The 25,781-nt window shown below is 35.0% G+C and carries 1 protein-coding gene; it reads left to right on the forward strand.

Going from position 1 to position 25,781, the window contains the following annotated elements; all coding sequences use genetic code 11:
• Positions 1-25,755: a PKD-like domain-containing protein gene (locus MKD41_RS14330; RefSeq protein WP_240243030.1), complete on the forward strand. Its 25,755-nt coding sequence runs from the start codon at positions 1-3 to the stop codon at positions 25,753-25,755.
• Positions 25,756-25,781: the final 26 nt, after the last annotated feature.

The following is a 25,781-nucleotide window of genomic DNA, read 5'->3' on the forward strand; positions in this document are numbered from 1 at the left end:
ATGTTGACCAAACCCCTCATTAAGTCAATAAAAAGCCGTGTCTTTTTATTCGCATTCTCGTTTCTTGTATTGTCTTCTTATGCAAGTGTTTATAGTAATAATGTTTCAACTTCAAATAATGAATTAGGGCCTGTTTTAGGTGGTAAATCTGCAACAAAACATAAAGCTATTTTTGATGGTTTTAACGATGTTTTTTCACCAATTGATGGAGTAAAAACGGTTTTAACACCTGTAATTACTGTGCAGCCATTAGCAAATCAAACGGTTTGTGCGGGAGAAGGTATAACACTTACAGTTAATGCCACAACAACAAACGGACCTTTATTATACCAATGGTATAGAGGTGTCAATTCTTCAGGAGCAGCGCTTAGTGATGTTGGGAATATATCGGGGAGCAATTCAACTACACTTACTATAACAGGTGCTACGCCTACAGATGCAGGAGATTATTATTGTGAAGTTACAGATAGTTTTGATAATAGTACTGCGGGTGTTTTAGCAACAATAACAATCTCAAACCCTACAATTAGTATTAATCCGCCGGCTAATACAACCGTATGTGAGCTAGATCCGGTTACTTTAACTACAACTTCAAGTGCGGGTACTGTGACTTGGGATAATGGTATAACAGAAGGTGTTGAATTTTTTGCTACTGCTACTACTACTTATACAGCTACTATTAAAGATGCTAACGGTTGTGAAAATACAGATGCAGTTACAATTACAGTAAATGCATTACCAAATACACCAACAACAGCAAGAATTCATCCTGATTGTACAACACCTACAGGAACGGTTCAATTTTCGGGCTTACCTACCACTAGTGGTAATTGGACAATAAGTTATGGAGGAACAGGTGTAAATGGAAGTGATTCTACTTATCCTTATACGGGGCTTGCACCAGGAAACTATAATTTTACAGTAAGTAATGGTAGTGGATGTACCATAAGTTTACCAAATATAACAATAGACGCTGCGCCACCAGTACCTACTGCGCCTGTTGTAGGTGTGCCAACGCAAACAACATGTACGGTAGCTACAGGTAGCATACCACTTACTGGTTTACCTGCTACGGGTAATTGGATTTTAAATATTACTGGAGTTACAACTCCTACATATACATATTCAAGTAGTGGTGTTAGTTATACAGTACCTAATTTAGCGCCAGATACGTATACCTTTTCAGTAACTAATAGCGATGGTTGTACTTCTCCTATTTCAAGTACTGCTACAATTAATAACCAACCAACAATTGCTGCACCTGCTGTACAAACTATAACACAGCCTACTTGTTCAACACCGTTTGGAAGTGTTATATTTAATAGTTTACCCTCTGGAAATTATACAATTACTAGAAACCCAGGAGGAGTTATTATAAGTAATATTAACACTGATGTTAATATCCCTACAGGTTCATATACTTATACAGTAACAGATGCTAATGGTTGTATTTCTAATAGTACAAATGTTACTATTAATGCACAACCTGCAACACCGACCCCTTTAACAGCGAGTGCGCAAGATTTTACAGGTACTGGTTATACTATTAGTGATTTGGTAACGAGTACTCCTACGGCAGGAGCCACAGTAAATTGGTATAATACTCCTTCAGGAGGTTCTGCATTACCTGTATTAACAGGTTTAACAACAGGTACATACTATGTTTCTCAAAGTTTAAGTGGTTGCGAAAGTGCACGTACGCCTGTAACTGTTAATGTATATCCTAATGCAATTGGAGGTTCAGTAACTGGTGGAACTACTGTTTGTTATAATTCAAGTGCTTCGCTAGTATTAACTGGGCATACAGGAACCGTTCAAAATTGGGAATCTTCTCCCGTGGCTGATTTCTCAAGTGGTAATACAAATATTGCAAGTACATCTACAACTTATACAAGTACAAATAATACTACTTCTTCATATTATAGAGCTGTGTTATCTAGTGGTGGTTCAATAGATTATTCAAACCCAGCTTATATTCAAGTAGATGAAGCAAGTGATGGAGGTATAATTGCACCTACTAATTTTAATGTTTGTCAGAATGATGTATCACTTGGTACAATTACCCTAAGTGGTCAAATAGGAAATATTATCCGTTGGGAATCTTCAACAGATACTGTTAATTGGTCTACTATAGCTAATACAACAAATTTATTAAATTATACAGGGTTAACGCAAACAACATATTATAGAGCAGTTGTACAAAATGGTGTTTGTGCTCCTGCTTATTCTCCTATTAGTACAATTACAGTAAATCCTTTACCTTCTATTTTAAATATTGTAGATGAAAACCATTGTTATGGTGAAAACTTAACATTTGGATACCCTATAGGAACTACACCTTCTAATCTTGATTATGAATGGACTTCAAGTGCAGGGTTGAGTGATTCTACTTCAGAATTAAACATTACAGTTACTCAAACTGAAGACTATACATTAACTATTACAAACACAAGTGGTTGTACCGTTTCAGAAGATTTTACCATTACCTTATTACCCAACCCAACAGCAACTGTTGCCGCTGATGCTACAATTTGTGAAGGTGATGCTATAAGTATTGGTGCAGCACCTGTAGCAGGATCTGCATATAATTGGACTAGTAGTCCAGCAGGATTTAGTTCATCTGTTTCAAATCCTAATGTAACACCTTCGGTAACTACTACTTATACATTGGTAGAAACTTCGGGTTCTGGTAGTTGTACAGAAACTAACAGTGTTACTATTACTGTAGATCCAACTCCAATAATTAATATAACAGGTAGCCCAAATATTACAATTTGTGAAACAGCAACAAATCATTTTATTGGAGCAAGTATAACAAACCCTTATGCAACTTATAATTGGGAAGTGCTTCCTGCAAATGCAGGAGATTTATACAATCAATTAGCTACAGGAGTAGAGTTTACACCTTCTGCAACAGGTATAAACAATGGTTTTGCTACAGTACGCTTAAACGTAACCGATAATTGTGGTACAACTACATATCAAGATATTTTAGTTAACATTGATAGACAACCAACTGCAGTGGTAAGTGGTGGAGGTGCTGTATGTAACACTACACCTATAACATTAAGTGCTGTAGGATCTCAATTTGCTACGGGTTATATTTGGAGTAAACCATCTGGAATTTCTGGGACATTAGTACCTAACGGTACAGGAACTACAGCAACATATACACCTAGTACTGCCGATGTTTTAAATGCAGCTACTTTAAACCCAATAACATTTACATTAGTTACAACTTCAGGTGGTTCTTGTGCGCAAAGTGCCCCAGTAACAGTAGATGTAACTATTATAGAACCACCAATAGTAAGCACAATTGCTGCAACAACTATTTGTGAAGATGGAAATTTTACACCTGATATAGCAAATGTTACTATTACCAATGCTGCATCTTTTGCTTGGACACATAATGGAGATGGGCATTTTACAAATATAAACAGTGAAACACCTACTTATATACCGGGAGTTAATGATAAAATAAATGGAACAGTTACATTAACACTAACAGCCTATGGTAACTCTCCTTGTTCATTTGAAACAAGTGAAACAATTTTAACAATTGAAAAAAATCCTGTAATTGATCCTATTGCAGATGCCATAGTTTGTGCAAGTCCTATAACTCCATTAAATTTAAGTGCAACTATTCAAAATCCAGGTACTATTCTTTGGACTAGTAGTGGTACAGGTTCGTTTAATGGAACAGAAAATTCAGCAACACCAATTTTTACACCAAGTACTGCTGATTTAAATACAAATATTACCTTTACTGTTACGGTACAGCCTACAAGCTCTTGTGGCACAGTTGCTAAGGAAATATTTATTTATACCATAAATGAAGAACCTACGGTAAATGCTGGCGGAGATGACACTATTTGTGAAAGTCAGCCAACATATCAATTAAATGGTACTGTTAATAATGCAATTTCACAATTGTGGACAAGTTCAGGTTCAGGTTCTTTTGATAATGATACTAGTAAATATCCTATTTATACTTTTAGCCCTAGTGATATTGTAACAGGTTCTGTTACTTTTACATTATCAGGATCTCAAACTAGTTGTGGATCTATAACGGATGATGTTACTATTACCTTAGAAAGAAATCCAACTGTATCTGTTGGAGGTCCATATGAAATTTGTCAAGGAGAATCCATAACATTATCTGGTAATGTTAACCATACTTCAGATTATGAATGGTCAAGAAGTTCGGGAAGTGGAACTTTTGTAGGTATTAATACTCTTAACCCTACTTATACATCAACTGGGTCAGAAACTGGTCTTATTACATTTACTTTAACAGCAGAACCTGATTCTTCTTCAGAATGTGCAACACCTAGTTTTGTTACTACGCAATTAAAGATAGTTCCCAACCCTACAGCTGATGCCGGTGCCCCAGGTCAAATTTGTGAAGGAGATTCATTTTCTATTACCACAGCTTCTGCTACAGATTACGCAGGTTCGAGTGGTTCAACAGGGCTTTTATGGACAAGTTCTGGTGATGGTTCTTTCACTGGAGGTAATACATTGACACCAACATATAATCCAGGGGCTACCGATAATAATAATGGTAGCGTAATATTAACATTAACAGCTAGTAATACGAATGCTCCTTGCTTTAATGATGCTGTAGATCAAATGACTTTAACCATTAACAAAATACCAACAGTTAATGTAATAAATTCAAGCATAGATGTTTGTACAGATACGGCTCCTTTCGAAATTACAGGCGTAACAGCTTTAGATTACGATACTTTAGAATGGACAACTTCGGGTTCTGGAACTTTTACACCTTCACCAAACCCTTTAAATACTACAACAGCTATTTTTTATAATCCATCAGTAACAGATATTACTTCTGGTTCTGTAGTATTGACATTAGAAGCAGCTAGAGATCCTTTAAATTGTAACTCTAGTACAACTAATACTGTAATTTTAAATTTTGTTGAAGATCCTATTGTTGATGCTGGTCCTGCAACAGCTACTATTTGTGAAGGAACTTCATACACCACACTTTCAGCTAGTGCTAATCATTATTCTAATGTAACCTGGACATCAACAGGTACTGGAACTTGGGGAGGTACTCAAAATGATGTATCAAACGCACAATATACACCGTCTATTGCAGATATTGGGTTGGGTTCAGTAACGCTTACCTTAACAGCTACAGGTTTAGCCCCTTGTTTTGAAACTATTACAGATGCTATTGTTTTAAATTTAGAACCGTTACCTATAATTACAACAGCAGGCACAGCAACTGTTTGTGCAAGCGAAACATCATTTGCAATTGCAGGAACAAGTATTGCTAATAATTACGAACCAGTAACATTAGGAGATTGGACTTCAACAGGAACAGGAAGTTTTACCACTTCTGGAGACCCTTTAAATCCTATTTACACACCAACAGCTGCTGATATTGCTTCAGGAAATGTAACATTAACGTTAACAGTAACTCCTAAAGCACCATGTTTAGCGCCACAAAGTGAGGATATTACCTTAACGTTTATCCCAGAGCCTATTGCAAATGCAGGTGGTAATTTATCGCAATGTGAAACTCCTTTTCAAATTATAACAGCTACAGCAACCGCAGGAACTTATAGCGGTTTGGTTTGGACTACATCAGGTACAGGTACTTTTGCTGGAGGAATAACAAATATTATAAATCCTACATACATACCTTCTACTGCTGATATTTCTGCAGGTTCTGTAGATTTAACATTAACTGCGAATCCTGTAAGTCCTTGTGCAGCTCCTTATTCAGAAACTATTACTGTTAGTATAGCTAAGTTACCTGAAATTACTGTAGCGAATCAAGCTCCTATTTGTGAAGACGCAACGAATGTGCAAGTTTTAGGAACTAGTATAACTGATACATTAAGTTTTATCTACACTTCTACAACAGGAACTATTATTAACAATGAAACAACTTTAAATCCAACCGTAACACCAAGTGCTACGGATATTGCATTAGGATATATTGCACTAACTATTGAAGCTGAGCCTACTGGAACTTGTGGAACAACACCAGTAACTGAGATAGTAACAATTCCTATTGAAAGAAATCCGGTTGTTAATGCTGGAACTCCTCAAAATATTTGTGAAGGAGAAACTATTACTACTTCAAATGCTACTGTTTCTTTTGTAGATATTGCAGGTGGTAATTTAGTATGGACAAATAATGGAGGTGATGGTATTTTTATAACATCAGCTAATGCTGTAGTTACAACTTACCAACCAGGACCTACAGAAATAGATAACGGACAAGTAAATTTAACTTTAACTGGAACGGCTACTTCACCATGTGCTGCAACTGCTATTGCTAATGTAACACATACAATAGTAAAAAATCCTACACTTAAGGTGAGTCCTGCTAGTGTAGATATTTGTGAAGATGCTACCTATCAAGTACAACCTGGACAGGTAACTATTACAGATTTTAGTAATGTTGCTTCGGTAGTTTGGTCTGCAACATCACCAGGAACTATAGCTCAAGGAAATCCCTTGGATTTAGAACCAGTTTTTACGCCAAGCATTACGGATATTAATAATGGTTATTCAGATTTAACAATTACAGTAACTCCAATAGGAAATTGTGCTGGAAATATTTTAACTAAAACTATTCGTGTTAACATTTCAAAAAATGCAACAATTGATGCAACCCAAACAAATTATACTTTTTGTGAAGGAACAAATAAACAATTAGAAGCTATTTTTACCAATGAAGATGCAAGTACTTATAACTGGCAAATAATTAGTGGTACAGGTAGCATTTCAGTAAATAATATAGCTACACCAGAATATATTCCAGCTTCAGATAGTGATACTGTAGTAATAAGAGTATCAGTAGCAGGTAATTCACCTTGTGCAAATATAGTGTCTAAAGAATTTACCATTAATAAAGTACAAACACCAGAGGTTACTTTAGCAACTAATGCTGTAACGGTTTGTAGTTCAGAAACTTCAATAGATTTAAATGCTGTAACAGTTACTAATACAACTGCAAATACAACATACCAATGGACAAGTTCATCTAGTAGTGCTACATTTAGTAATCCAAACAACCCAATTTCAAACTATACTTTTTCGAGTGCAGATAAAACCAATGGTACAGTAACTTTACGTTTAACAGCAACTAGCGATGCAACTTGTGCTTTAGAAGATTATGATGAAATTGTAATTACAATTATAGATGCTCCTGAAGTTACAATTACCAATCCTACTTCAGAAATATGTGAAGGAACAAGTTTTGCTGTAAATTCAATTGCAACTACTGCAAATGCTAGCTCTTATTTATGGGAACCAATTGGAGCTTCAGATGGAACATTTTCTAATGCAAACGATTTAACGTTAGCAGAATATATACCAGGAGCTAATGATATTTTAAATGGTTCGTTTACCATACAACTTACAGCATCGGGAGCTACAACTTGTACTCCAGCAACTGCAACTACAACTGTAAATATAATTGCAAATCCTACTGTTGATGTTGGATTAGAAAACAGAACTAGTTGTGCTTCGGAACCTTTTGTAATTACTGGAGTTACAGGGCAAGATTATGATTCGTTATTATGGACTTCAACAAGTGGTACTCCTGGTACATTTAGTAATAATGGTATTTTAAATCCAACATATACACCAAGTGCAACAGAAATAGCATCAGGTTTACCAATAGTATTAAGACTTACAGCAAATCCGAAAACACCTTGTGCAACTCCTGTTTTTGATGATATTACTTTAAACTTAGCGCCAGAACAAATTGTAGATGCAGGGGCAGATATGTCTATTTGTGAAGGTGAAGATATTATTTTAAATGGGTCTGCAACAAATGCTTCAAGTGTATATTGGACAACTAGTTCAACAGGAGCAACCTTTTCAACCACTGAAAATACAAGTTATACACCAAGTACTTTAGATTTAAATAATGGTACAGTTACGCTTACATTACATGCAGTTAGTGATACCAATTGTGTTGAAGTAGTGGATGCTGTAGTTGTAACTATTTTGAAAAAACCAACTGCAAATGCAGGAGGATCCGTTACAATTTGTGAAGGAGCTTCTTATACCTTATTAGCTAGTGAAGCAACAGCAACCAATGCAAGTTCAATTTTATGGACAGTATCTGGTGGTGGAACTATTACAGCTGGTACAGAAACAACTTTAACACCAGAATTTATTCCTGCAGTAGGTCAAACAGGAAATGTAACACTAACATTAACGGCATATGCAAATACAACTTGTGGAACTGCTAATGATGTAATTTCTACAAAAACTATTACTATTATTCCAAGTCCAGAAGTAAGTATACCTTCAACAAGCACTATTTGTCAGGGTGAAAGCTTAACAATTACTGCGGCAGAAGCAATAGCTTCAAATTATGCTTCATTACTTTGGACATCGTCTAATGGTTTAGGAACTTTTTCACCATTAAATGCAGCAGCTACAACTTACACTCCAGATCCTACACAAACAGGTACGGTTACATTAACATTAACAGCAATTGCTTTAGATGGATCTTGTACAGATGTTTCAGAAGATTTAGATTTAACTATTGCTCCTTCTGTTCAAGTTGAAGCAGGAACAGGAACTGCAATTTGTGAGGATGAAACTTATATAATTTCAGATGCTTCCATTTTAAATGGAAATGGTGTGTTTAACTGGTCTATTACAGGCCCTGCAACAATTACAGCAGGAACAGAAACAACACTTACTCCAGAAATAGTTCCTAATGTTGGAGCTTCAGGAATAGTAACTGTAACTTTAGAAGCTTCTGGTCCAGCAAGCTGTCCAGCTCCAGTTTCTGATACAGTATCTATTACAATTAATCCGTTGCCAGTTGTTGATGCAGGTTTACCAATTGAAGCTTGTGAAGGTATTACAGAAATTCCATTAAATGGAATTGCGAGTAATGGAGTAACGTATACATGGACACATACAGGAGCAGGAACAATTCAAGCAACCACGGATCCTTTACAACCAAAATACATTCCAGCTGCGGCAGATTATACGAACCCTACAGGAGTAACAACAATTAATGTTTACTTAGAAGCTACTGGTGCAGGTAGTTGTGGAAATATAAATGATAGTACTACAATTACTTTATATGCAAACCCAACAGTTAATGCTGGAGCAGATATATCAGCATGTGAAGGAGGAACAGTAACATTAAGTGGAGCAACAGCTACTAATTATAGCGCTGTAACTTGGTCTGGAGGTACAGGAACTTTTGATTATAGTTCATCTGCAATAAATCCAACCTATACTTTGGGTAGTGGAGATACAGGAACAGTAACTCTTACAATGTCTGCAACTCCAAATGTTGCTTGTGCAACTGGACCTATTACTGATGAAGTAGTTATTAATGTAACACAACTACCAACAATTACAACAACACAAAATGAATTTACTTTTTGTGCTGAAACATTTACTTTACCAGATGTTGTAACTATTACAAATAGTACTAATTATACTTGGTCAAATACAACAGTGGTTTCAAATAAATCTGTTCCTGTAAATGCAACAACAGAAACACCTTCAATAACACCAACTGTTGATGAAATTAACAATGGATTTATTTTGTTAACTTTAATTGCGCAACCTACAACACCGTGTGTTGGAACAGCAGAAGAAACTATAAAAATTAATTTAAATGCTGCTCCAATAATTGATGCAGGGACTCTTGTTTCAGTATGTTCAGATACAAACCCAATAGCATTAAATTTTGGTGCTAGTGTTTCGCCAAATACTACAACATATAATTGGACTACAGATGGTACTGGAACAATTTTGCCAAGTACTGTAAATAGTTTAGTACCACAATATACACCTGGTATAAATGAAACAGGTATTGTAACATTTACATTACATGCAACTAATCCATCGCCTTGTGTAGGTGAAACAACAGATACAGTAACTTTAGATATTACTCCGTTACCTACAGTAAATGCTGGTTCAGATGCGACTATTTGTGAAGGATCGTCTTTTAATATTACAGATGCAGACGCATTATACTATACATCGATACAATGGACTGCTTCATATGATATTGCAGGAGCAAGTCCAGCAACGGGTACATTTAATCCTTTAAGTGCAAATACAATAAATCCAACATACACACCAAGTGTAGACGATATAACTGCAGGTCAGGTATACCTTACTTTAAAAGCTTCTAATAGTTGTGGAATTACTTCAGACTATATGAAGTTAACTATTGAACCAGGAGTTGGAGTATTTGCAGGAAACAATACAACTCTTTGTGAAGGAGAATCGTATGCCTTATTTGATGCTACTGCTGATAATGCAGCTGGAGGTGTTGTATGGACAAGTGCTCAAAATAGTAATGGAACTTCAGTTCCTAGTTATATAGGTGGAACTTTTAGTAGTACTACGGATACCAACCCAACATATACACCAAGCGTAGATGACGTGAATCAAGGTTATGTATATTTAATTTTAACCGGTTCTGGAGCAGGAACTTGTAGTGTTGATAATAGTTTTATGCGTATTGATATTGCTAAAAAACCATCAATTACTGTAACAGATGCTTCTATTTGTGTTGATACACCAAGTATTACGTTAAATAGTAGTGCAAATAATTATAAAACTATTGAATGGAGTATTTATAGCGGACCAGGAACTTTATCTAATAAATATTCAGAAACTCCTACGTTTACTTCTGGATTAGCTTCAACAATTACAGCTGTACAGACAACAGTAGCAAGGGCGGTTTTAACACCAAATGATGGATGTCCTTCTTCAGAAACAATTATTCAAGATTTAATTATTACAATTCAACCATTACCAACTGTTGAAGCAGGAGATAATGGAGCTGTTTGTTATATTTCTGGACAACCTATTTCTTTATTCACAATAAATAATACCAATGTACTTAATGCTAGTTCTCAAAATTGGTCTACTTCAGGAATTGGTAGTTTTACAGCAGGTACACCTACTAATTATCAGTCTTTAGCAAATAATTGTCCTGGAACTGAAGATTTAACATTAACGGCCAATGGTGTTGGAGCTTGTAGTTCAAGTACTGTTTCAGATGTAGTTACTTTAAATATTAATTGCGAAGCGCCAGATTTGGGTACTATAACATCAAGTGCATCAACTACACTTTGTGCTGGAACAACAGGTGTTGTGTATCAAGTACCAGCAAATCCAAGTGTTACAACATATAATTGGAGTGTTCCAACAGGCGCAACTATTGTAAGTCAAAGTGATAATATTATTACGGTTGACTATGGTGCTAGTGCTATAAATGGAAATGTAGCTGTGTATGCATCTAATTCTTGTGGAAATGGATCAATTTCTACTTTAGGAATTACTCTAGAACCTGTACCAGTTGCTACTACAATAGTTGGAGCAACAACAGTTTGCGCAGGAGAAACCGGAGTAACGTATACAGCAGGAGTAATACCTAATGCAACAAGTTATACTTGGACGCTTCCTGCAGGTGTTAGTTTAGTCTCTGGAGCAACAACCAACGAAATAACTGTAAACTTTACTTTAACTGCTGTTGATGGAGATATTATTGTACAAGCAAATAATGCATGTGGTTCTGGAGTAGCATCTGTGCTTCCAGTAACTGTTATTGCACCACCAACTTTAACGAATACAACTACTACACCAATATGTTCTGGGGATACTTTTACACATCCTTTAGTGAGCACACCAGGAGTTACATTTACTTGGGATAGACCAGTTCAAAGTGGTATTGATGGTAGTGCATCTGATTCAGGTGATATTACTGATGTATTGGTAAATACAACTGCTTCAGTTCAAAATGCAATTTATACCGTAACATTAACTTCAACTGAAGGATGTATAGCAACTGAAACTATTTCAGTAGCAATTAACCCAGCACCACAATTAACCAATGCTCCTGCACTTACTGAAATATGTTCAGGAGATACATTTGATTTTAGTCCTACAAGTAGTACTTCGGGTACAGTTTTATGGTCAAGAGCTACTATTGTTGGAATTGCAGAACTAGGATCTAACAATAATAATACACCAATTTCTGAAACTTTAACCAATACTACAGATGCCTTAATTACTGTAGATTATGAAATTACGTTGCCAGCAACAGGAAATGGATGTACTGATACAGTTATCGTTTCTGTAGATGTAAATCCTACGCCTTCAGATGCAGGAGTTATTTCAAGTACAGATACAACAGTATGTGCAGAAACATCTGGATATACATACTCTGTACCTGCAATACCAAATGCAACATCTTATGTTTGGACAGTTCCAGCAGGAGCAACTATTGTTTCTGGAGCTACTACTAATACAATAACTGTAGATTTTAGTGCAAGTGCCGTTTCAGGTAATATTGAAGTTTATGGAACTAATACTTGTGGTGATGGTGCTTCAAGTGCTTTACCAATAACAGTAATAGCACCACCAACACTTTCAAATATACCTTCTGTTTTAGATGAAATTTGTTCTGGAGATGCATATGGTTATACACCTCTTAGTGCTACTGCAACTAGTTTTGATTGGGTAGTAAATCCTACATCAGGTATTACTGTTAATACAGCTAATGGTTCAGGAGCAATTTCAGGAGCTTTAGAAAATACAACAAGTTCACCTATAACAGTAACATATGCTTATACATTAACAACTGCAGAAGGTTGTACCAATACCGAAGATGTACAAGTTGTTGTAAACCCATTACCAGTATTAGATAATTTAGCTACAGCGCCAACTGAAATATGTTCAGGAGCTTCATTTGACTTTGATCCGACTAGTGATCCAATAGGCACAGTAACTTGGAGTAGAACAAAAATTGCAGGAATAACAGAATTAGGATCAAATAATAACACAAGTGGTATTCATGAGATTTTAACCAACACAACTACTAATATAATCACGGTAGTTTATGATCTAGAAATAATTTCAAACGGATGTACAACTAATACAACTGTAAGTGTTGATGTATTACCAATACCAGGAACTCCAGGTGCAATTACTGGAGATACTATTGTTTGTGAAGGAGTTAATGGAAATTATAGCGTACCAGCTATTGATGGAGCAACGTCTTATAATTGGACATTTAATGATGGAACAAATACAACAGTAATTACTACAACAACAAATACCTTAAATTTTGGTCCGATAACTACTTCAGGAACTTTAACAGTTCAAGGTGAAAATACTTGTGGAACAGGTGTTGTTTCAGCAGCAATTAACATTACAGTAATAGCACCACCAACACTTTCAAATCTACCTTCTGTTTTAGATGAAATTTGTTCTGGAGATGCATATGGTTATACACCTCTTAGTGCTACTGCAACTAGTTTTGATTGGACAGTAAATCCTACATCAGGTATTACTGTTAATACAGCTAATGGTTCAGGAGCAATTTTAGGAGCTTTAGAAAATACAACAAGTTCACCTATAACGGTAACATATACTTATACATTAACAACAGCAGAAGGTTGTACCAATACCGAAGATGTACAAGTTGTGGTAAACCCATTACCAGTATTAAATAATTTAGCAACTGCACCAACTGAAATATGTTCAGGAGACACTTATGCATATAATCCTTCAAGTATACCTGGAGGAACTATTAATTGGTCAAGAAATTATACAAGTGGTATTACTGAAATTCCAGCTAGTGGAACAGGAGCTATAAGTGAAACATTAACTAATACAACAACAAATATAATTACTGTTGTTTACGATTTAGAAATAATTTCAAACGGATGTACAACTAATACAACAGTAAGCGTTGATGTATTACCAATACCCGGCACTCCAGATGCAATTACAGGAGATGGAATTGTTTGTGAAGGAGCTAATGGAAATTATAGTGTAACAGCTATTGAAGCTGCAACTTCATATAATTGGACATATAGTGACGGAACAAATACAACAGTAATTACTACTGCTACCAATACCTTAAATTATGGTCCGATAACTAATTCAGGAACTTTAACAGTTCAAGGTGAAAATGCTTGTGGAACAGGTGTTGTTTCAGCAGCATTTAATATTACTGTAATTGTTCCACCAACACTTTCAAATGCCCCTAGTGCTGCTGAAGTCTGTTCGGGAGAATTATTTAGTTATACTCCAGCTAGTTTACAAGGTATTCAATTTGAATGGGAAAGATCTTTGGTTTCAGGTATTTCTAATAGTGCTGTAACAGCGATTAATGGAGCGATTAATGAAACTTTAATAAATACAACTAGTACTCCTATTACAGTTACATATACCTATACAATTACAACAATAGATGGTTGTACTAATACGGAAAGTTTTGATGTACTTGTACAACCTTCACCAGTATTAAATTCAGGTACACCAGCAGCTATATGTTCTGGAGACTATTTTATATACAATCCTACAAGTGAACCAGTAGCAAGTACCATTAATTGGTCAGTTGTAAATTCTAGTGATTTTATAGCAACGGGCTCTGGTACAGGTTCTGGACCAATAAATCAACAATTAACAAACTTAACAAATGGTGTTGTAACTGTTGTTTACAATCTTGAAATTATTGCAAATGGCTGTACAAGTAATACTACTATTAGTGTAGATGTAAACCCATTACCTGATGCAGCAGGTACAATTATTGGTGATAATAATATTTGTGCTGGTAGTGCAGGAAATACGTATACGGTACCTTTAATTGCAAATGCAACAAGTTATTTATGGACCTTACCAGATGGTTCTACATATTCAACTTCCGGTAACACATTGGTTACTTCTTTTGGTTCTTCAGCAATGTCTGGAAATTTAACAGTACAAGGTATTAATGCTTGTGGTAACGGTGCAGTATCTAATCCATATTATATTAATATTATTACACCACCAACACTTTCAAATATACCTACAAGTGCAGCAATTTGTTCAGATATTCAGTTTAATTACACTCCAGCAAGTAGTTCTGCAGTAAATTATAATTGGGTACGAAATTTTGTGCCAGGAATTAGTCCGGCAACAAGTTTAGGTTCAAATGCGATTAATGAGGTGTTAACCAATACAACTAATTCGCCTATTACTGTAACTTATACTTATACCTTAGAAACATCGGAAGGTTGTACAAATACTTCAACACAAGACGTACAAGTTACCGTTAATCCTTCACCAATATTAACAGCTGCAGCACCAGTTTCAATTTGTTCAGGAGATTCCTTTACATATACACTTTCAAGTAATATTCCTACAGCAACTTTTACTTGGAAAAGAGCTGCTACAGGTACCATTTCAGAAAGTTCAAGTACTGGTACTGGAGATATTAATGAAACTAGTTTAACCAATTTAACAGAGAATGTAGTTACGGTTATTTATGATGTTACAATTGATGATGGAACGTGTACTACAGATACAACTGTAAGCGTAGATGTAGCACCTATTCCGGGAGATGGAAAAGATATTTCTGGTCCTAATACGGTGTGCGCAGGAGAAACAGGTGTGGTATATACTACTCAAGAAATTACGAATGCAGTAGATTATTTATGGACCTTACCTGATGGTAGTGAAGTTACTACTTCAAGTAGTACTATTACTATTAATTTTGCAGCAACAGCAACTACAGGTAGTTTAACTGTACAAGGTGTAAATGCCTGTGGAAAAGGAATAAGCTCAAATCCATATACAATTACTGTTGTACAACAGCCAACATTATCAAGTAGTTTAACACCGCCAGCTGTATGTTCTGGTGAGTTATTTCATTATGAAGCTACTAGTGCAAACACAACTACTACTTTTGAATGGGAACGTATAGCTCAACCTAATATTGCAAATGCTGCAGGTTTTGGATTTAATACTATTAATGAAGTGTTGATAAATACAACAGATGTACCAGTACCTGTTGATTATGAAGTAACATTAACAACAACAGATGGTTGTAGCAATACACAAACAGTTACGGTAATTGTAAACCCATTACCAAGTTTAGATTTAGTTGTAACTGATGCTCCTGGAAGCGTATGTTCTGGAGTTTCTTTTTCATTCACACCACAAACAAAAGCTGTACCAGTAACTACTGGAGCTATTAGTTGGGTTAGAAATGGGGTTACAGGTATTAATGGTTCTTCATCTAGTAGTGGTTCAGGAACCATAAATGAAACACTTACAAATTCAACTAATAATACAATTACAGTTGAATATATAATAACCTTACCAGGTACTACAGCTAATGGTTGTACTTCAACTGAAATTATTGAAGTTGATGTTGACCCAGTACCAGCTGAAGCAGGTGTAATTACTGGTCCTACTGAAGTTTGTGCAGGTTCAACTGGGCATGTGTATAGTGTAGCTTCAATTACTAACGCTCTTGAATATGTATGGACATTACCTAATGGCAGTGTTGTTACTACAAACTCTAATACAATAACTATTGATTATAATGTGTCAGCTACGGATGGTTCGCTTTCTGTAGAAGGTAAAAATGATTGTGGAAACGGAATACCTTCTGTATTACCAATTACTGTAATTGCTCCACCTGTATTATCAAGTTCATTAACATATGAAGTTTGTTCAAATACAACATTTAATTATACTCCAACAAGTAGTACGGGAACCACTTTTAGTTGGACAAGGTCTGCAAATCCAAATATTCAAAATCCAGCTAATAATGGTACTGGAGCTATTAATGAAACACTTATAAATACAAGTAATAATGATGTATTAGTAGATTATGAATACACTATTACAACTGATATAGGATGTACAAATACAGAAATAATAACAGTAACTGTACACCCATCACCATCGCTTGATTTTACAGTACTACCAACTTCGGACATATGTTCAGGAGAAGTATTTACATATACACCTGTTCTAAATTCAACTCCAGCTACAACTGGTCCTGTAATTTGGACACGAGTAGATATTGCAGGAATTACTTCATCTGGTGTTAACACTGGATCCGGAACTATTACAGAAACATTAACAAACTCTACAAGTAATACTATAGCAGTAACCTATCAATTAGAGTTACCTGCAACAACCCCGCAAGGTTGTACGGCAACAGAAAATATAGTAGTAAATGTTTATCCATCTCCAATTGCAACCATAGGTGGTGGTGGAAATGCTTGTTTAAATAGTACAGATAATTTAATAACTTTTACAGGTGCAAATGGTGTTGCTCCATATACTTTTGAATATACTGTAAATGGATCTACTTTAAACACCATAACAACAGTAGGAAATAACAATAGTGTTCAAGTAACGTCTTCATCAAGTATAATTGGTTCATATAGCTATGAATTACAAAGAATTATAGATGCAAATGGTTGTGAAACCGACTTATCATCAGCACCATTGACTGCTACAATAGATGTTATTGCAGCACCTACTTTAATAATAACCAATCCATTACCAATTTGTGAAAATGCTACTGCTGATTTAACAGATACTGCGATTACTGCTGGTTCAGATACAAATATCACATTATCTTATTGGACGGATGCAACAGGTACAAACCCTTATTATACACCTGAAGCAGCAACACCAGGTATATATTATATTAAAGCAATTAATAACACAACAGGATGTTCAAGTATTGAACCTGTTGAAGTTATAGGAGTTCCTACGCCAGAAATTATAGTAAATAGTTTAACTATCTGTGAGGGAGATGTTGCCACTATTGCTGTTTCTCCAAAAAATAGTGGAGATACTTATCTGGCAGGAACTTTTGGAAATACCTATACTTATAGTTGGGATACAGCTAGTTTAGGTACTAGTCCAGGAAATGTAGCAACTTTTACAACACCAACTACACTTACTGCTGGAACTTATAATTACAGCGTAACTATAACAAGTGTTGAAAGACCAACCTGTATTAGTGAAACTGTATATGGAACATTAACTGTTAATCCATTACCTACAGCAACTATAAGTGGGCCAACAGCACCAGTTTGTGTTGATGAGCAAGCAACACTTACATTTACAGGTAGTTTAGGAACTGCTCCATATACATTTGAGTATAATATAGATGGAGGAACTGTAAAAACTGTAACTTCAGTTGGTCCAGCTACAACAATCACAGTTGATACAAGTATATCAGGAACATTTAATTACAATTTAATAAGTGTTACTGATGGAAGTAGTACAGCTTGCACACAATCGTTAACTGGAGTTAGTTATACTTTAGAAGTGGCACCGCCTCCAAGTTTAACAATAGTTAATCCAGATCCTATCTGTGAAAATGATACAGTAGATTTAGAAACTACTATTTCACCTTTAAATAGTGGTCTAACCTATACTTATTGGACAAATATTGATGCTTCAATAGCTGTAACTACGCCACACGCTGTAGCATCAGGTACTTATTATATTAAAGCCGAAGATACGAATGGATGTACTACTATAGAAGAAGTTGTAGTTCAGGCAAATCCATTACCAGAAGTAACTGTTAACAGTGCAACAATTTGTGAAGGAGATTTAGCAACAATAACAGCAATTCCTAACATAAATGGTAATTACAATTATAATTGGTCTGTACCTTCAGGGGCATCTTCTCCAGGAAATATAGCTACTTTTAATACTGATGTTGCAGGAACTTATACTGTATTTATTACAGAAGCAAATGCTCCATATTGTGAAAGTGCAGTTGCAACTTCAACGGTAACAGTAAATCCTTTACCAAATGCTGCAATTTCCACTTCAGCGAATGAGGTTTGTATGGGTACTCCTGTTAGTATAACCTTTACAGGTTCAAATAGTACTGATACATATGAATTTGAATATACAGATCCAACAGGAGCAACACAAACTATTGTTTCTATAGGTAATACAGCTGTGGTTAACGTACCAACAGATGTAGCTGGTGTTTATACCTACACATTAATAAGTGTAGCAGATTCTAGTACAGCTTGTAGTCAAGCACAATCAGAATCTGTAACTGTAACTGTTAGAGATGTACCTACCGTAGATGCAGGTGCAGATATAACAGTCTGTGCAGGAGAAGAATTAACACTTACCGCAACAGGAACAGCAAGTAGTTATGTGTGGAATAATGGAGTAGTAGATGGAGTTCCATTTATACCTGCCTTATCCACTACATATACAGTTACCGGAACAGATCCTTTTGGATGTGAAAATACAGATGAAATAACTGTAACTATTGCACCAGCTATTACAGGAACAATTAAAACTCCTTACGATTTTGAGATATGTAAAGATGCAACACCACCAACTATAACATTTGTTGGAGCTAACGGAACAGCACCTTATACATTTACTTATGAAATAAGTTCGGCTTTATTAGGAACTCCAGTAACAGGAACTATAACATCAATAGGTAATGAAGCTAATTTAGTGCCAGAATTACCAACATCAACAGCAGATTCATTTACAATAACTTTAATAAATGTGGAAGATGCTGGAAGCTGTAATAATGGAAATTTAATAGCTCCAAATCAAGCATTTGTAAACGTGTTAGATGCAGGTATTAATCCATTAAATTTAATTGAAGTAAGTCAAATAGTATGTGAAAATGAGCCAATTGTAGATGTAGTTTTTGAAATAAATGGCTCTCCTCAAAATGCATATGTAGATGATTTACCAGCTGGTGTAACAAGTGATTATATACCAGGAGCAACTTTAGGAAGTCCAGGTATTTTAACCATAAGTGGAACACCAAACGAAGCAGGTATATTTAATTATACAGTTGTAGTTTCTGGTTCATTAGTTGGATGTGATGCCACCTTCCCTGGAACATTAACTATTAATGAAACTGGTAAATTATCCCTACAAATACCAGGTTCAGATACACAATTGGTTTGTAATAACACACCAATATCTAATATTACGTATGATATAGAAGGAGGAGCAACAGGTGCAACAGTTGTATTTTCACCAAGTACACCAGCAGGTATTTCTTATAGTGTTACTAATAATACAGTAGTAATTTCAGGAACACCAACTGAAACTGGAGTATTCACTTATACTGTAGAAACATTTTCTTCAGATAATAGTTGTGATCAAACAACCGAAACAGGAACAATAACGAGTACTGAAAGTGAAATAAATGTAGTTTCAGGAACACCAGATCAAACAGTTTGCTTTGGAACAGCTATTGAAACTATTACGTATAGCATATCAACTGAGCCATCAACAGCAACACAAGCAGCTTTAGTGTTGAATGGTACCTTACCAAAAGGAGTTACTTTTGATTCTTTAACAGGAATACTATCAGGAATACCAACTGAGAGTGGAACTTTCTCATATAGTATAGACTCTTCAATTGGTTGTGCAGTAGCATATACTGGTGAAATAATTGTAAATCCATTACCAGAAGTAACAGTTAATAGTGCAACAATTTGTGAAGGAGATTTAGCAACAATTACTGCAACTCCTAGTACAAGTGATTATTATAATTATACCTGGACTGTTCCAGTAGGAGCAACTCCTCCAGGAAATGTAGCTACTTTTGATACAGATATTGCAGGTAATTATACCGTATATATAACAGAAGTAAATGCACCGAATTGTGAAAGCGCAGTTGCAACTTCAACAGTAATAGTAAATCCATTACCTAGTGCAACCATTACAACGTCAGATACTGAGGTTTGTATGGATACTCTTGTAACAATTACGCTAACAGGTTCAAATAGTACAGATACTTATATGTTTGAGTATACCGATCCTACAGGAGCAACACAAACAATTGCTTCTACAGGTAATACTGCAGAGATTAATGTTCCTACAGCTACTGCTGGTGTTTATACCTATACATTAGTTAGTGTTGAAGATTCTAGTACAGCTTGTAATCAAGTACAATCAGATTCAGTAACAGTTACTGTTAGAGAAGCACCAACTGTAGATGCAGGTGCAGATATTACTGTTTGTGCAGGAGAAGAACTAACACTTACAGCATCAGGAACGGCAAGTAGTTATGTATGGAGTAATGGAGTAGTAGATGGAGTACCATTTACACCTACCATATCTACTACATACACAGTAACAGGAACAGATTCTTTTGGATGTGAAAATACAGATGAAATAACTGTAACTATTGCGCCAGCTATTACTGGAACAATTAAAACGCCATACGATTTTGAACTATGTAAAGATGCAACAGCACCAACTATAACATTTGTTGGAGCCAACGGAACAGCACCTTATACATTTACTTATGAAATAAGCTCAGATTTATTAAGCACACCAATAATAGGAAGTGTTACATCAACTGGAAATGAAGCTGATTTAGTTCCAGAATTACCAACATCAACAGCGGGTTCATTTACGGTAACTTTGTTAAGTGTTTCTGATGATAAAGGTTGTTATAATGAAGATATTGTAGCTCCAAATCAAGCATTTATTAAAATATTAGATGCTGGTATTGAACCATTAAATTTAACTGAAGTAAATCAGAAAGTATGTGAAAATGAGCCAATTGTAGATGTGATTTTTGAAATAAATGGTTCACCTCAAGATGCATATGTCGATGATTTACCTAATGGAGTAACTAGTGAGTACGATAGTACTACTGGTATTTTAACTATTAGTGGAACACCAACTGAAGCAGGTACTTTTGATTATACAGTTGTAGTTTCTGGGTCTTTAATAGGTTGTGATGCCACATTCCCTGGAACATTAACAATTAATGAAACGGGTAAATTAAACTTACAAATACCAGATTCAGATAATCAATTAGTTTGTAATAATACACCAATAACTAATATCACTTATAATTTAGAAGGTGGTGCAACAGGTGCAACAGTTGTATTCTCTCCAAATGCTCCAGCAGGAATAAGCTATACTGTTAGTGGTTCAAGTGTTATAATTTCAGGAACACCAACTGAAACCGGAGTGTTTACATACACTGTAGAAACATTTTCTACAGATAATAGTTGTAACCAAGCAATTGAAACTGGAACAATTACGATTACAGAAAATGAAATAAGTGTAGTTTCTGGAACACCAAATCAAACAGTATGTATTGATACAGCAATTGATGCGATTACTTATAATATAACCACGGTTCCATCAACAGCAGCAGCTGCATCATTAGTATTGTATGGTACATTACCAGAAGGAGTTACTTTTGATACTGAAACAGGTATTTTATCAGGAATACCAACGGAAGGTGGTACGTTCTCATATAGCATAGAAGCTTCAACAGGTTGTGCTACACCAATATCAGGTGAAATAGTTGTAAATACTAATTTACCAGTAGTTCTTATTGAAAACGGATTAGATACTATTGAAGTTTGTGAAGGAAGTGAAATTTCGCTTACTGCAACTGGAGCTGATAGTTACGAATGGTATCAGTTAAATTCAGCTGGAGTACCAATTTCATTAGCAACAACTGATGTTTATACTTATAGTCCAACCGCTAATCAAACATTGTATGTTGTTGGAACATTAACAGATGGTTGTTCAAGTACAGCTCAGATAAATGTAACTCTTAAACCTGCAATTACAGCAACTATAACAGGTCTTAATACATTTGAAATTTGTAAAGATGAAACAGCACCTAGTATTATATTTACTGGTGCAAACGGTATTGCTCCTTATACATTTACGTATACTATTAATGGAATAACTAATACAGTTTCTACTATTAGCAATAGTGATAGTGCTGTAATAACTGTTTCAACAGATATTGCGGGTAGTTTTGATATTCAATTGATTAATGTTGAAGATAGTGGAAGTACAAATTGTAATCCTCCAACACTTTTAGAACCTACTTCAGCAGTAGTTTCAGTTACAGATTCAAGTGTATACCCAGTTGCTGGAGCTGAAATTTACCAAACAATTTGTGAAGGCGAAACTATTTCAAATATTAGTTTTAATATTCAAGGAGATGCAACAAATGCTTATGTTGAAGGTTTACCTTCTGGAGTTACTAGTTCATTTACAGGGAATGTATTAACTATTTCTGGAACGCCAACAGTAACTGGTAACTATACTTATACAGTTGTTTCATCTGGACTTTCTGCTTCTTGTAATTCAACATTTAGCGGTTCTATTGATATTAATGAAAATAATAAAATAACTGCACTTAATGAAGCTATTGTAAACCAAGCGGTTTGTCCTAGTGAATCCATTGTCCCAATATTATTTGAATTGAGTGGTGGTGCAACAGGTGTAAACGTTACAGGACTACCTTCTGGAATAATATGGAATATAGACAGTGGTATTGTAACTATTTCTGGAACAAACAATGCAGCAGTTGGTGATTATACTTATTCTATAGAAACACAAGGAACATGTTCAAGTACTTCTACAACAGGAGTTATAGCTATTACAGCTCCAGATAGTCTAGCATTAACAAATGGAAGTACAGATGAAGTTGTTTGTGTAAATAGTAGTTTAACAAGTACTATTCAGTACCAAGGTACAGCTGGTTTAACACTACAACTTAATGGTGTTTTACCTCCTGGAGTTTCATTTAATGCAGATCCAGCTACTGGAAGTGCTATTATTTCTGGTACACCAACACTTGTAGGAACTTATAATTATAGTATTTCATCAGATTCTAACTGTAGTGAAGTAATTGAAGGAAGTATCGTAGTAGAAGATAATGCATATATAAATTTAAGTAGCGGTGCTATAAATCAAGTTATTTGTGTAGGATCTCCTATAGAAACTTTAAGGTATAAATTACCTTTAAGTGTATTACAGTCAGATGTAACATTTACAACTCCTTTACCAACAGGAATTAATTATATTGTAAAAGATGGTGAATTAATTATTTCTGGTACACCAACTAATGCATTACCAGAAACTACTTTTGAAATAACTGTTAATAGCTTATGTGGAAGTACTTCAACAACGTTTAAATTAACTATTGAAGAGACTCCAGAAATTACATTAGTGGCAGGTTCTGGTGTAATAACACAATCTGTATGTCAAAATCAATCTATAGAGCCAATTCAGTTTACTGTTAGTCCTATTGGTACAACAATAGATTTAAGTTTATTGCCAAGTTATATAACAGCAACAGAAATTAATGCAAGTACAGGTTTATGGGAATTAACAGGTGCACCATTAAGTACAGGAACCTTTAATTTTGAAATTCAAACGATAGGAAATTCAAATTGTAGTGCAATTTTACCAATTCAAATTGAAAATTTATATGCAGCTGTAAATGCTGTGTTGGCTACAAATAGTGGTTCAGAAAATCAAACTTTATGTTCGTTTAACAATTCAATAGAAGATATTGTTTATACTATTACAGGAACTATTCCAGATCCAAGTATTATTACTGTTGCTGGCTTACCAAATGGAGTAAGTTATACAAAAACTACAACTACCACAGGAATGATAGTAACCATAAGTGGACAAGCAACTGAAACAGGTGTTTACGATTATGAGTTGGTATATGATAATTGTGGAGCAATTAAAACAGGTACAATAGAAGTTTCTTCGCCTATTTCAATAAATAGCTCGGTAACTCAAATATCTTGTACTGGTACAGATGCAGAGATAAGCGTTGAAATTTTTGGAGGTGTTCCTTATATTGATGCAAGCGGACAACCATTCTATAATGTATCTTGGGAAGGTCCAAACGGATTTAAACAAAACCAAACAACTATTACTGGTCTTGAGCCTGGAAGTTATACTATTACAGTTAAAGATGCTTTAGGTTGTAACGCACAATCTGAAACCTTTACAATTGAATCTTTAGAACCTTTATATGTTGAATTGTTAAGTATTACAGATATAACAGGCTGTGATGCTACTTTAGGCTGTGCTAATTTAGATTATGTAGGAGGAACAGGAATTTATACCTCTTTCTTATTAGAATATAAAAACCCTCAAAATCAGGTTTGGAAATCAATAACACCTAAAAATAATAACTACTATAATATTTGCGATTTAGAAGCAGGTTTGTATAGAGTTACAGTAACAGATAGCGGAGGTTGTGAAACAGAACCATTTACATTTACTATTGAAAATGGTAGTGAATTTGCAATCGAAAATTTAGTGTTTGATCAAGATTTATGTAGTGGAGAAACAGGCGTAATTTTAATGGAAGTAACTTCTAAAGATTCAGACCTTATATTTACGTATAATGGCGCTGCAGTTACAGTAGAAGACCTTGGAAATAATTTCTATGAGCTTCAAATTAGTGCAGGACTTGTAACTACAGGAGTTGTAACCGTAACTAACTCAGATGGATGTTCGCTTTCTAGAGATATTACCTTAGAAACAATGGAACCTAATTTTGAATTTACTTCTATTGAATTTGAAAACTTTGGGTACTATGAAGTTAATTCAAGTATTGAGTTTACAAATTTAAATTTTGCAAATTCAACAATTTATAACCCTAATGTTTATACGTACGTAGAATGGGATTTTGATGATAATACGCCGTTTAAAACATTTTATTATCCAGATGATTTAGTTCCAAATGAAAATGATGAAAATATAGAAACTGTTTTCCATACATATACAACAGACGGAATTTATGATGTTACCCTTACACTTTATAACAGTGCTGGCTGTGCCACATCTATAACCAAAACTATTATTGTAGGTAAAGGTGCATCGGTAATATTACCAACTGTATTTTCACCAAATGGTGATGGAGTAAATGATATGTACAGACCATTGTTTAGAGGTATTACAGAAATATCAATGTATGTTTATGATAGTTGGGGGAACCTAGCTTATGAGTTTACATCAGATGATGCAACAGCTCTTCAAAACGATGCTAATTGGGGGTGGGATGGTATTGAACCGGTAAATTCGGAACCTAAAAACGGTAATTATAGGTGTTATATAGTTGCTAAAACGTTAGATAACAAGGTTATTGAAAAGAGTGTTAGATTCTTAATAATACAATAATTATTTCTTAAATAAATAATAAAGAC

The sequence above is a fragment of the Lutibacter sp. A64 genome (assembly GCF_022429565.1).
Classification (GTDB): Bacteria; Bacteroidota; Bacteroidia; order Flavobacteriales; family Flavobacteriaceae; genus Lutibacter.

What these genes read in the sequence shown, in the direction of transcription:
- MKD41_RS14330 (WP_240243030.1), top strand. Translation starts at nt 1, where the DNA reads ATGTTGACCAAACCCCTCATTAAGTCAATAAAAAGCCGTGTCTTTTTA.